This is a genomic window from Streptomyces sp. NPDC032721 (assembly GCF_055579625.1).
Genome location: NZ_JBVIMX010000013.1, coordinates 273,642 through 284,854 on the forward strand (window position 1 = coordinate 273,642; position 11,213 = coordinate 284,854).

Genomic DNA, 11,213 nt, shown 5'->3' on the forward strand with positions numbered 1-11,213 from the left:
GGGGAAATGTACTCCCCGGGGGGGGGGGGGAAACTCTTGATCACGGGGTGGGTTTTCTGGTCAACCGCTTTGTGGTGGGTGGGGGGGGGGGAGCGGGGCCCCGACCCCCCCGCTCCCGAGTGGTTCGGCGAGGACGGGGCCGATGCCGACGCGCTGGCCGAGGTGCTCATGGACTCCGAGGCCTGGCCGGTGTTCCGGGTGCTCGCCGGGGACGGGCCCGGGGTGGTGGCCGTCTTCCACAACCTGCCCGACGACCACGACGTCGACCACCTCGTCGTACGGGCGGACCGGGAGGGCGACCCCCGCCGGATCGCCGGCCTGGAAGGGGCACTTCCGGGACCGGGCCTGACCTGGCGGGACATCGTGGCCCTCACCGATGCACCGCCGGCCCCGGAGGGCGTCACGGACCCCGCCGCCCGCCTCCTGCTCCTGCTGCCCGTCCTCAGGGACGCGGAACTGCCCGAGGAGGAGGCGGCGTCCCGGATCACCGCCGCGCTGACGGCGGTCGGCGTCCCGTCGGTCGATGTTCCGCGCGCGGTACGAGGACTGCTCGCGGGCCTGACGAGCGGCCCGTGGCACAACGGGGCATGGACGTCACCCCTGAGCGGAACCTGACCGGGACCTGAGCGGGCCCGACCTGACCCGCCGAGGGACACCTTCTACCGACACCTTCTACCGGGACACTCCCTCCGCGTCGGCCGCCGCCTCCGCCCCGATCCTTTCGAACTCCTTCCCCATCGCCTCGGACAGTGCCTGTGCGGCGGTCAACGGGCGCACCATGACCGTGAATTCGTCGATCCTGCCGTCCTCGTCGAAGTGCAGGAAGTCGCAGCCGTCGATCTGCCGGCCCGCGACCTTCGCGGTGAACACGAAGGCGTGGTCGCGGCCGTCCGGGTTCGCGATCTCGCGGACGTAGGTGAAGTCCTCGAAGACCCGCATCACTCCGCGCAGGATCGCGGCCGTGATCGGCCTGCCCGTGTACGGCTTGAACGCGACCGGGCTCGTGAAGACGACGTTCTCGGCCAGCAGCGCGCTGATGGCGGCCTCGTCGCGGTCCTCGACGGCCTTGCGGAAGGGGTGCATGGAGGGCTCCCGGGGGTTGGGGCGAGCTGGCACGGGCTGGCGCGGGCTACTCAATTAGTTGAGTAGGTGCGTGTCGGTGAGTATTCGTGGAGAGGGGGGAGGTTGTCCAGGGGTGGCCGTTGGCCGCATGGGCAACTTTTTGGGTAGGGGGAGGGGTGTTACGGTGCCCGGATGGCACTCCGTAACGCCGTGATGGCGGCCCTTCTGGAGGGCGAGGCGTCCGGGTACGACCTCGCCAAGAGCTTCGACGCCTCCGTCGCCAACTTCTGGATGGCCACCCCGCAGCAGCTCTACCGCGAGCTGGAGCGGATGGAGGCCGACGGGCTCATCGCCGCCCGGGTGGTGCGCCAGGAGCGGCGGCCCGACAAGCGCCTCTTCTCCCTCACGGAGGACGGCCTCGCGGTCGTGCACGCGTACACCACCGAACTCCCCGGCAAACCGACGGCCGTCCGTGACGAACTCCTCGTCAAGGTCCAGAGCATCGACGCCGGAGACCCCACGGCGGTCCGCGCGGCCATCGCCGAACGCATGGACTGGGCCAAGGCCAAACTCGCCCGCTACGAACGACTGCGCACCGCCCTCCTGGACGGCCGCACCGAGGACCAGTACTACGCCGAAGCCCCGCGCATCGGCCCGTACCTCACGCTCCAGCGCGGAATGGCCTTCGAACGCGAGAACATCCGGTGGGGCCGAACCGCCCTGCGCATCCTCGCCGCCCGGGCGGCGGGCAGCGAGACCGCCCCCGCCGCCCCGCCCGCCGCGCCTCAGTAATAGCCGCGCATCAGGTCAGCCGGTGGGGTTCCGCCCGTCGGTGGTGGTGCGGGCGTGTCAGAACGCGCCATAGTTGACCTGCCACGTCGGCAGGCCCATGCGGCGCCACAGTTCCACCACGCGGTCGCGGTCGTCCAGGGAGACGCGGACGGCGAAGCGGTCGCGGACGTGCTTGTCGAAGAGTTCCGCCTTGACGATGTCGTCGCGGCGCTGGTCGCGGGAGGGGCGCATCCACAGTTCGTCGTACGGGACCTCGTGGCGGGTCAGCCACTCCTCCGTCTGCTCGCGGAAGTCCTCGCTGCGGCCGGAGAGCAGGACCAGGGTGTCGCCGTGGGTGCCCCGGAAGGCGTGCAGGGCGTCGCGCACCGAGGGGTTGAGCAGGTCGGTGCCGCAGCGCGAGAAGTCGTACGGGCCACGGTCGCCGGTCAGCGCGAGCGTGCCGTCGATGTCGCACATGACCGCCGAGGGGAGCGTCGGGTCGGGCGTGTAAGGGGTCACCGGGGGCTGGTCGTTGAGCCAGTCCGCGGTGAGCCGCCAGCCGCCCTTCCGCGCCTTCGCGTGCTTGTCGGCCAGTATCCGGATGATCTCCTCGCCGACCTGCGGGGTGCGTGCCGCGTCCCGGCGTACGCACTCCTCCAGCGGTACGTCGGTGAAGTCGTGCACCACGAACACCGCGTGCCCCGCGACCGCAGCCTTCAGCCGCTTGGGGATGTGCTGCGTGAGGTGGGTGTTGTCGACGACCACGTCGAAACCGCCGTCGACGGCCGCCCGGACCGCCGCGTCCTGCGTCGCGAGGACCGTCTGCTCGTGGGCGTACGAACGGGTGCGCTCCTCGCCCTCCCGCGCCGGGATGTCCAGCATCGCCCGCAGGTCGTCGAGGTTGACCCGGCGCATCCGGCCGCCGGACCCGGCCTGGAGCTCGCGCGCCGCCGTCGTCTTGCCGGAGGCGGGCAGGCCGGTCATCACGTGGACGGTGGGGAGCGGGGGAGGAGTGGGGGTGGCGTCGGGAGTGGTCGGAGTGGGTACGGGCATGGTTCAGCTGTCCTCATCGGTCTTGAACGGGTCTGCGGCCACCGGCTTCAGGGACCGCCACACCATGAGATCGGTCGGCCGCCCCTCCAGCCGCAGGAACATCGCGGACCGCAGCTCCCGGTCCTTCAACTCCTGCGCGGCACGGGCGAACGCGGCCCGGTCGCCCCCGAGCCCGGCGATCGTCGCATACGCGGCGTCGATCGCCCGCTCCCGGTCCGCCGCCGCGCCCTCCAGCCCGGCGATCACCTTGCGCACCCAGGCGTCGAACTCGTCCGGGACCTGCTCCAGGAGATCGTCCAGCGGACGTCCGGCCGCCGCCTCGGCCGGGGAGCAGCCGACCGCCTGCGCGATCTGCTTGGCCGGGTGGCCGGCGTCCGCGAAGCGCTGGATTCCGTACCGCGTCCAGATGTCGCGTTCGGTGACGCCCGTGAGCACCTTGTGCAGCCGTACGTACTCGGCGATCTTGGCCTTCGCCCGTACCCCGGACGCGAAGCGCAGCACGAAGCCCTCGGCGTCGGTGCCGGTCGCGGCGGCGCCGCCGGGCAGCGTGTTGGAGGTGGTCAGGGAGAGGAGCTCGTCGAAGGGCATGGCGGGCCACACCCGCACCACCGAACCGATCCCGCCCCACCCCGCACCGGCTTCCGCCAGCGGCACTTCCGCCCCGTCCGCCCCGAAGGCGGCGAGGAGCACCAGGTCGCGGCGGTCGCCGTAGTCGACGACGATGCGGTTCTCCGGGTAGAGGATCTCCATCAGGTACGTGGTGCCGGGGACGAGCGCCGTCGTGTCGCGGGCGTCCAGGCGGCGCTGCGCCCAGGTCGCCTGCTCGCTCGTGAAGGAGCCCTTGGACGCGACGTGCCAGCGGCCGTCGTAGTGGAAGACGATGCCCAGGCTGCCGTCGACCTTGTCGTACACCTCGAACGGCTCGTCCGGCAGCGCGCCCGCGTACGGGCGGCCCGCCGCGTGCTCGGACACGTTGAAGAACTTCGGCAGCGGGAGCGCCACCACATCCCCGCGCTCGTCATCCACCACGAGACCCCGGCACCGCAGCGTCACCTCGGACCACGCCTGCTCGTACTGGCAGCTGCGCGTGTACGCGTAGATGGACAGCGGCAGCGAGGGGTGCGTCCGGCGCGACAGGTGGCCGGTTTCGACCGCCTTCGCGAGGTCGGCGGCGGAGAAGAGGGTGTCGAGGGGCATGCGGGACGTCGGGTTCATGGGTCCACTCCTGGTTGCTGTGCCTCCATTCTTCCGGGGGGAGCGTGTTCAGGACAGTGGTTTTGTGCGGACCGGGGCCCGCCCTGCCTCGGTCAGTCCTCGGTCAGTCCTCGGTCAATGTCCCGGGAGCACGCAGATCGTGTCGAGCCCCAGCACCCGGTTGAGGCGGCCGAAGGCCAGCCACGAACCCAGACACATCGTCAGCTCGACGATCTCCGCCTGGCTGTAGCTCCGGTGGATCCGCGCCCAGAAGTCCTCGTCGATGCCCTCGTGGTCGAGCGCGTACCGCTCCGCGTACTCGGCCGCCAGCCGCGTACGCACGTCGAACGCCTCCGTCGTACGCCACCCGCTCACCGCGTCGGCGAAGTCGTCCTCGACCTTCTCGCCGTCCCGGTCGGTGCGCCAGTCCAGGCAGAACAGGCACCCGTTGATCTGCGCGATCCGCAGCCGCGCCGCCTCGAACTCGCGCAGCCCGAGCGTGGTGTGCGCGTACACCGCGAGGGAGAGGTCCGCGGCGGCCGGGCCGATGCCGGGGACCATCTCGCCCCAGACGTAGCTGATCGGTTCCTTGCCCTCGGGGATGTCGATGTGGGTCACGGTCACGCGCCTCCGTCGTCTCCGGTGTGGGTACGGGGTCCCTCGGCGCGGCCCGCGGGGCCCGTACCGCCCGCGGGGCCCGTACCGCCCGCGCGGCCCGCGCGCCCCGCGCGCCCCGCGCCGCCCAGCCTGCCGAACGCCGGTCGTACGGGCACGTCCAGCGCGTCGTACAGCCCCGGCTTCGCCTCGGCCAGCCAGTCGATCGCGTTGACCAGCCGGCCGACCGCGACGGCGTTGCCGCCCGCCGAACGGTTCTCGTCCTCGTCGTCCGCGGTGAGCGTCAGCTCGATGCGCGGACGGCCCTCGACGATCACCCGGTGCGCCCCGGCCCCGCCGTCGGGCGGCAGCGGCCAGTCCGTCGCGCAGGACGGGTGGACACGGGTGACGTGCTCGATGACCAGGCGCGGCACGCCGCCGACGATGCCCTGCACCTCGAAGCGCACCGCGCCCTGCGTGCCCGCCTCGAACTCGCCCATCGTGCGGGTGCGCACCGTGCCCGCCAGGGGGCGGCGCTCCATCGTCTCGCGTATCTCCTCCAGCTCCACGCCCAACCCCCTTGCCATCAGGCGGAGTTGGCCGCCCCAGATCATGGTGGGGACGGTCTCGGCGAGCATCAGCGGCTGGTACTCCATGGGGTGCCCCATGCCGATGAGGTCGCGTACCGCGTCGGGCTGGTCGTACGTCGAGTAGTCGAAGACCTCCTGGCAGCGGATGGTGTCGACCACGCTGCCGACGCCGCTGAGCAGGAGGGGCAGGGCGTCGTTGCCCCAGCCCGGGTCGATGCCGGAGACGAAGAGGGCGCCGCCGCCCTCCAGGGCCGCCGCCAGCAGGGGTTCGCGCAGCTCCGGCGGGGCGCTGCGCTGGTCGTAGAGGGCGTAGAGAGCGGGGGTGACCACGACGGCTCCCGCCCGCAATGCCCGGGCGACATCGGCGAGCGCCTCGTCGGGGCGGATGTCCCCGGACGCGGCGTACACCACCGCGCGCGGCCGGGCGGCGAGCACCGCGTCGATGTCGTCGGTGGCGCGCACCCCCAGCTCGCCTTCGAGCCCGGCGAGTGCGGCGGCGTCACGGCCCACCTTGCCGGGGCTGTGCACCAGTACGGACGTCAGATCGAGCTCCGGATGGGCGTCGACGGCACGGATCGCCGCGCGTCCCACATTGCCTGTTCCCCAGACAACCGTGGAAATCATGCGGCGGAGGGTAGCGCGGGGGGCGTGGGTTTCCCATAGCGGGGAGGGGGTGTATCGCGGTCCTGGCGGAGGGGCCGGACCAGCCGGACTAAGGGTCAAGTTTAGGTTTAGGGTTGGCAGCCGCCCCCTCCCGGGAGAGGCTCCGATCATGGAATTCCTCGCGTACCACCGTGACCGCCCCGGCTCCGTCCCCCTGCGCGGCCAACTCCTCGAAGCCCACTGGGCCTACATGGACCAGTACGCCAAGGAGCTCATCGCACGCGGTCCCACCTTCGCCGAGGACGGCGAGACCCCCACCGGCAGCGTGCACATCGCCGACCTCCCGGACCCGGCCGCCGCCCGCGCGTTCGCCTTCGACGAGCCGAACTACCAGGCGGGCGTCTACCGGGACGTACTGCTGCGCCGCTGGCGCAACCTCCTGGGCCGCACCATGTGGGACTTCCCCGCCGACCGGACCGGCGGCAACCGCTACCTGGTGCTCGGCTTCGGCGAGGCGGAGCCGGTCGGCGCGGAGGTACCCGACGCCACTCCCGACGACGTACGGGACCACCTGATCGCGTACGGGCCGCTGCTGTCCGACGACGGCGAAACGTGGCTCGGCACTGCCCTACTGGTCCAGGCCCCCGACAAGAACGCGGCCCGCGCCGTGCTCACCCAGGACCGGTACGCCGAGATCGAGGTCCACGAGTGGGAGTTCGGCGGCCGCCGCACCTGAGCCCCCGCCCGGCTGCTCAGCGCGCCCGGACCGCATGGGCCACGGGGAAGGCCGTCCCGCAGTCCGGGCAGCCCGCTTCGCCGAAGGCGCACGTCAACGCGTGCGCCACCGACTCGTGGCCGTCCGCGAGCGCCAGTCCGTGCAGGCGGACCGCGACGCCGTCCAGGACGGCGGGGTCCGCCGGGTGCAGCGGGCCGGTCACCACGTGGGTCCCCGGACAGTGGGGGCAGGAGACCTCGTACTCCTCGCCGAGGCGACGCTGCCCTGGTGGCACAGTGCCGACCAGAGGTCGTTCAGGCGGTCGGGTGCGGGTTGGTCGCGGTCGTACGGCTCGTACGCAGGAAAGGGATTGACCCCACGGCGTCGGTCGTGAACCATTCCGGCCCGTGACCACGTACACCGATCATGACAAGTCGGCTCGCGCGCAAGGCAGTTCGGCAGGTCGTCCGCTCGCACTGATCACCGGGGTGGGCCGCACCGTCGGCATCGGCGCGGGCATCGCTCGTCGACTGGCCGAGTCGGGCTGGGACATCGCCTTCACCTACTGGACCCCGTACGACGCCCGGATGAGCTGGGGCGCCGAGCCCGGCGCGGCCGAAGAGATCAGCCGCTCCCTGGCCGAACACGGCGCGTCCAGCACCGCGATCGAAGCGGACCTGGCCGACCCTGACACCCCGGCACGCGTCTTCGACGAGGTTGAACAGCGGATGGGCGGAGTCACCGCGCTCGTAATGTGCCATTGCGAATCCGTCGATTCCGGGCTGCTCGACACCACCGTCGAGAGCTTCGACCGGCACTTTGCCGTCAACGCGCGCGCCACCTGGCTGCTCATCCGCGAGTTCGGACGCCGGTTCGCCGCCGAACGGGGAACCGGCCGGATCGTCAGCCTCACCAGCGACCACACCGTCGGCAACCTGCCCTACGGCGCCAGCAAGGGAGCCCTGGACCGCATCACCCTGGCTGCCGCCCACGAACTCGCCCACCTCGGGTTGACCGCCAACGCGATCAACCCGGGCCCGGTCGACACCGGCTGGATGCCCGAGGAGGTCCGGGAACACCTGGTCCGCGACACCCCGCTCGGCCGACTGGGCACTCCACGGGACACCGCGCACCTCGTGGACTTCCTGTGTTCCAGGGAGGGCGAGTGGATCAACGGTCAGCTGCTGATGAGCAACGGCGGCCTCGCGTAGCCGCACCGGTCTCGACGAGGTTCTCGTCGAGACCGTTGGCGATCCGCAGGAAGTCGTTGTCGAAGACGAACTCCACCGCCACCGTGCCCGTCGCGAGGTCGTGCTCGGCCGACGACCGCCATTCGGTGAGCCTGACCTCGCGCAGTTCCCGGCCGACGAACGGTTCGACACGTACGTCCTCGTGCGACCACCGGGGCGTGAGCTCGAACCACTCCCAGCCGGTGACGGGCGCCTCGGTGTCGATCGTGGACCAGCCGATCGAGAGTTCGTCCAGCTTCGAGTGGCAGACCTCCACCCGGACGCCGTCGAAGTCCAGCACGATAGGGCAATCAGCGAACCAGTCCCCGTCCTCGGCGAACCGCACCAGGGCGAAACCGGTCAGCCGCCTGCCGACGAGCGCCGCCAGGCGCGCCCCGTGGGCCTGCCGTACCGCGGCGGCCCCGACCAGGAAGGACGGCTCGAAACCGGAGATCCCCATGCTCATGGGACCCGAGTCTGTCATCCACCACTCACCCGTCAGCCCGGACGGCCCGCCCCCGCTTCGAAAACCGTTTCGCCCTCGATGAACGTCATCCTCACCTCCGTCGCGTGGACCTGGGTGATCGGCACCTCGAAGGGGTTCCGGTCGACCACCACCACGTCGGCGAGCATGCCCGGCTCGATGCGGCCGACGCGGTTCGCCATGCCCTCCTGGCGTGCGGCATTGACCGTGAACAGGTCGAAGGCCTGCTCCAGCGTGATGGCCTGGGACTTCCCGAACGACTCCGCGCTGCCGCCCGGCTCCTGCCGCGTCACGAGCGACTCGATGGCGGACCACGGGTTCACCGACGGTACGACGCACCAGTCCGACCCCGCCACGACCAGCGCGCGGGCTTCGAGCATCTCCCGTACCGGCCAGGCCCGTTCGACCGCCTCCCGGCCGACGGCGGCGGTGATGTCCGAGCAGATGGGGGAGGGCCGCCAGAGGTAGGGGGAGACCTCGAACGTCGCGCCGATCCTGGTCGCGCGCAGCAGGTCGGCCTTCGACACGAAGGTGCAGTGTCCGACGTTGTGCATGTACGGGCTGTGCCCGTTGGCCGCGCGCGCAGCCTCGATGGCGTCCAGGGCCGCCCGGACCGCCGCGTCTCCGGCCGCGTGGAACTTGACGGTGATGCCCATCCGGTCGAAGCGGGTGACCAGTTGATCGAGTACGGCAGGTTCGATCGCGAGCAGCCCGTACCTGCTGAACTCGGGGTCCCGGCCCGCCACCGTGTCGCTGTACGGCTCGATCATCGCGGCCGTGTGGCTGTCGGTGGGTACGCCGTCGAGGAAGATCTTCACGCAGTCGGGGGTGAGGTGGCTGCTCGCGTAGAGGTTCCGGGCGGCGATGACGTCCTCGCAGCCGGGGTCGTGCGGCGACCACACCAGGCACAGGCGTACCCGCTGCTTGACGGCTCCGCGTGCGGCGAGCCGGGTGTAGGCGAGCAGTTCGGCGCGCGCCCCGGCGGTGAACCCGACGGCCGCCTCGGTGAAGGAAGTGATCCCGTACGAGAGCATTTCCCCCAGGGCCCATTCCAGCGCCGCCTCCACCTCTCCGTCGGCCGTCCTGGGGGTGGAGGCGGCGAGGAGCTCGGCGGCGGTCTCGCGCTGGATGCCGGTCGGGTTGCCGGCGGCGTCGCGTTCGAAGATGCCGCCCACCGGGTCGGGGGTGCCGGGGCCGATCCCGGCGATGCGGAGGGCCGCGCTGTTCGCCCACGAGCTGTGCCCGCTGGTGTCCTCCAGCAGTACCGGAACGTCGGGGGCGATGGCGTCGAGCATGGTCCGGTCAGGGGTCGTGCCGAGCGCGGACGCGTCCCACTGCCCGCCGAGGACCCAGGCGCCGGGGGCGGCGCGCGACACGTGCTCGGCGACGATGCGGAGGGTGGCGGCGAGGCTCGACCCCTGCGGGACCTTGCAGCGCCGCTCGCGGACCCCGGCGTAGATCGGGTGCACGTGCAGGTCGTGCAGTCCCGGCAGCACGGTGTCGCCCGCCAGCTCCACCACCCGGGTGCCGGGCCCGCGCCTGCGCAGCACCTCGGAGTCGTCGCCGACTGCGCCGATGACACCGTCGCGCACGCTGAGCCCCTGCGCCCAGCCCGTCGGGGTCCTGACCTGTCCGCCCACCAGAATCGTGTCCGCGTACGGTTCGGACATGCCACTCCACCTCTCGGCCGGCCGCTCGGTCACTCGCGGTCAACGGCGGTTGATGAACCCGGCGTCGACCGGCAGCGTGACCCCGGTGACGTAACGGGCTTCCTCCGAGGCCAGCCACAGGACGGCGTTCGCCACGTCGACGGGTTCGATGGTGGCCACGGGAAGGGCGTTGGGCGACGTCCCCGACAACATGGGGTCCCGGGCGACGAATTCGAGGATGGCGGGATCGGCGACCATACGGGTGGCCACACCGGTGGGGTGCACCGCGTTGACCCTGATGCTGTACGGGGCGAGGTTGTTGGCGTACGTACGCATCAGCCCGACCGCACCGTGCTTGGAGGCGGCGTACCCGAGACCGCCGTTGCTGGAGCCGCCGATACCGACCAGCCCGGCGGTCGAATTCACGATCACAATCGAACCGCCCCGCCCGGCGGCGATCATCGAGGGGATGGCCACTTCGATGGTGTGGAAGGTGCCGGAGAGGTTGACGTCGATGGCGTCGTGCCAGGCCTCCACCCGGTCGTTCACCAGCAGGGGGGCGATGCCGGCGTTGGCGACGACGACATGGATCTGCCCGAACTCGGCGAGCCCGGCGTCGTACGCCTCCTGGAGCGCGTCCCGGTCGCGTACGTCGGCCTGCCGCGCCACGACCCGGCGGCCCAGCGACTCCACCTCCTCGACCGCGTCGTACAACTCCTCCGGCGTCGAGAGCGGATAGGGAACGGTGTCGACCGGCTGGCAGATATCGACGATGACCAGATCGGCACCCTCCTCCGCCAGCCGCCGCACATGACTGCGCCCGAGCCCTCCGGCCGCACCGGTAACAAAGGCAACCTTGCCGCCAAGCCGCCCCGTCGGTCCCTGAGCTTTCGCAAAGCGCATTTCGTGGCTCCTGGTTGCTGGTTGCTCGGGAAGCGCCACGGTCGGTGAACCTCTCTCTGGATAGCAGTGCGGGAGCACGGGTGGCAATGGGGCGTCGGGCCGGTCGGGAGGGGTGGGGAAGTTGCGGTGTACCGGGGGGAGTTGGCGGCCGTCGCACGGGCGCGGCCTTCAGGGGTGCGGGGCTGTGACACTCTGCGGCTCCACCGCGCTAGCGCGACCAGCCCTCCTCCCAGGGGTACCGCGTACCCACCCACCCTCGCGCGGGGGTGCGCCCTTTAGGGGCGCGGGGAACTGCGCGGCCAGCCACGACGCACCCGCACCTCCCCCACCCACCCCAACCGGGCTGCCACCCCGGGGCCCGGGGCG

General features: G+C 71.5%; 13 protein-coding genes. 4 read left to right on the forward strand and 9 right to left on the reverse strand.

The features are described 5' to 3' along the window. Positions 1–78 precede the first annotated feature (78 nt). Positions 79–615 (forward strand): hypothetical protein, encoded by a 537-nt coding sequence (locus tag ACZ5PB_RS27375; RefSeq protein ID WP_468694531.1) that lies wholly within the window; start codon positions 79–81, stop codon positions 613–615. Between the two features lie 57 nt (positions 616–672). Here the strand turns inward: ACZ5PB_RS27375 and ACZ5PB_RS27380 are convergent, their stop codons facing one another. Then, the gene (locus ACZ5PB_RS27380) at positions 673–1,083 is read right to left on the reverse strand and encodes a nuclear transport factor 2 family protein (RefSeq protein WP_468694532.1); all 411 of its coding nucleotides are present in this window, start codon (positions 1,081–1,083) and stop codon (positions 673–675) included. Between the two features lie 171 nt (positions 1,084–1,254). Between ACZ5PB_RS27380 and ACZ5PB_RS27385 the strand changes: the two genes are divergently transcribed. Next, positions 1,255–1,854, forward strand: coding sequence for a PadR family transcriptional regulator (locus tag ACZ5PB_RS27385; protein WP_468694533.1), 600 nt, complete (start codon positions 1,255–1,257; stop codon positions 1,852–1,854). A gap of 57 nt (positions 1,855–1,911) precedes the next feature. On the opposite strand, the gene ACZ5PB_RS27390 is transcribed toward ACZ5PB_RS27385, so the two are convergent. The 4 genes from ACZ5PB_RS27390 to ACZ5PB_RS27405 all read right to left on the reverse strand — a co-directional run bounded on the left by ACZ5PB_RS27390 (position 1,912) and on the right by ACZ5PB_RS27405 (position 5,888). After that, positions 1,912–2,886 (reverse strand): phosphatase domain-containing protein, encoded by a 975-nt coding sequence (locus ACZ5PB_RS27390; protein ID WP_468694535.1) that lies wholly within the window; start codon positions 2,884–2,886, stop codon positions 1,912–1,914. Positions 2,887–2,889: 3 nt separating this feature from the next. Continuing rightward, the gene (locus tag ACZ5PB_RS27395) at positions 2,890–4,101 is read right to left on the reverse strand and encodes an RNA ligase (RefSeq protein WP_468694537.1); all 1,212 of its coding nucleotides are present in this window, start codon (positions 4,099–4,101) and stop codon (positions 2,890–2,892) included. Between the two features lie 114 nt (positions 4,102–4,215). After that, entirely contained in the window at positions 4,216–4,641 is a 426-nt protein-coding gene (locus ACZ5PB_RS27400; RefSeq protein ID WP_468694585.1) for a carboxymuconolactone decarboxylase family protein, read from the reverse strand. A gap of 59 nt (positions 4,642–4,700) precedes the next feature. Next, the gene (locus tag ACZ5PB_RS27405; RefSeq protein WP_468694539.1) at positions 4,701–5,888 is read right to left on the reverse strand and encodes an NAD(P)H-dependent amine dehydrogenase family protein; all 1,188 of its coding nucleotides are present in this window, start codon (positions 5,886–5,888) and stop codon (positions 4,701–4,703) included. A gap of 148 nt (positions 5,889–6,036) precedes the next feature. Here ACZ5PB_RS27405 and ACZ5PB_RS27410 point away from each other — a divergent pair, with 148 nt between their 5' ends. Beyond that, positions 6,037–6,603, forward strand: coding sequence for a YciI family protein (locus ACZ5PB_RS27410; protein WP_468694541.1), 567 nt, complete (start codon positions 6,037–6,039; stop codon positions 6,601–6,603). Positions 6,604–6,619: 16 nt separating this feature from the next. Here the strand turns inward: ACZ5PB_RS27410 and ACZ5PB_RS27415 are convergent, their stop codons facing one another. After that, positions 6,620–6,877 carry a hypothetical protein gene (locus tag ACZ5PB_RS27415; protein WP_468694543.1) on the reverse strand — a complete coding sequence of 86 codons (258 nt, stop codon included), beginning with the start codon at positions 6,875–6,877 and terminating at the stop codon, positions 6,620–6,622. Positions 6,878–6,989: 112 nt separating this feature from the next. Between ACZ5PB_RS27415 and ACZ5PB_RS27420 the strand changes: the two genes are divergently transcribed. Beyond that, positions 6,990–7,793 (forward strand): SDR family oxidoreductase, encoded by an 804-nt coding sequence (locus ACZ5PB_RS27420; protein ID WP_468694545.1) that lies wholly within the window; start codon positions 6,990–6,992, stop codon positions 7,791–7,793. On the opposite strand, the gene ACZ5PB_RS27425 is transcribed toward ACZ5PB_RS27420, so the two are convergent. From ACZ5PB_RS27425 to ACZ5PB_RS27435, 3 genes are read right to left on the reverse strand one after another with little or no spacing between them, the layout of a single operon-like run. Beyond that, positions 7,753–8,277: a hypothetical protein gene (locus tag ACZ5PB_RS27425; RefSeq protein WP_468694547.1), complete on the reverse strand. Its 525-nt coding sequence runs from the start codon at positions 8,275–8,277 to the stop codon at positions 7,753–7,755. The genes ACZ5PB_RS27420 and ACZ5PB_RS27425 overlap by 41 nt on opposite strands. 32 nt (positions 8,278–8,309) lie before the next feature. Next, on the reverse strand, positions 8,310–9,965 hold the full coding sequence (locus ACZ5PB_RS27430; RefSeq protein WP_468694548.1) for an amidohydrolase: 1,656 nt from the start codon (positions 9,963–9,965) through the stop codon (positions 8,310–8,312). A 39-nt stretch (positions 9,966–10,004) separates the two neighbouring features. Then, the gene (locus ACZ5PB_RS27435; protein WP_468694550.1) at positions 10,005–10,847 is read right to left on the reverse strand and encodes a mycofactocin-coupled SDR family oxidoreductase; all 843 of its coding nucleotides are present in this window, start codon (positions 10,845–10,847) and stop codon (positions 10,005–10,007) included. Positions 10,848–11,213 lie beyond the last annotated feature (366 nt).

Bases quoted from the DNA above. Each gene is read 5' to 3' on its own strand.
- ACZ5PB_RS27380 (WP_468694532.1), bottom strand. From the start codon at position 1,083: ATGCACCCCTTCCGCAAGGCCGTCGAGGACCGCGACGAGGCCGCCATC.
- ACZ5PB_RS27385 (WP_468694533.1), top strand. From the start codon at position 1,255: ATGGCACTCCGTAACGCCGTGATGGCGGCCCTTCTGGAGGGCGAGGCG.
- ACZ5PB_RS27390 (WP_468694535.1), bottom strand. From the start codon at position 2,886: ATGCCCGTACCCACTCCGACCACTCCCGACGCCACCCCCACTCCTCCC.
- ACZ5PB_RS27395 (WP_468694537.1), bottom strand. From the start codon at position 4,101: ATGAACCCGACGTCCCGCATGCCCCTCGACACCCTCTTCTCCGCCGCC.
- ACZ5PB_RS27400 (WP_468694585.1), bottom strand. From the start codon at position 4,641: ATGGTCCCCGGCATCGGCCCGGCCGCCGCGGACCTCTCCCTCGCGGTG.
- ACZ5PB_RS27405 (WP_468694539.1), bottom strand. From the start codon at position 5,888: ATGATTTCCACGGTTGTCTGGGGAACAGGCAATGTGGGACGCGCGGCG.
- ACZ5PB_RS27410 (WP_468694541.1), top strand. From the start codon at position 6,037: ATGGAATTCCTCGCGTACCACCGTGACCGCCCCGGCTCCGTCCCCCTG.
- ACZ5PB_RS27425 (WP_468694547.1), bottom strand. From the start codon at position 8,277: ATGAGCATGGGGATCTCCGGTTTCGAGCCGTCCTTCCTGGTCGGGGCC.
- ACZ5PB_RS27430 (WP_468694548.1), bottom strand. From the start codon at position 9,965: ATGTCCGAACCGTACGCGGACACGATTCTGGTGGGCGGACAGGTCAGG.
- ACZ5PB_RS27435 (WP_468694550.1), bottom strand. From the start codon at position 10,847: ATGCGCTTTGCGAAAGCTCAGGGACCGACGGGGCGGCTTGGCGGCAAG.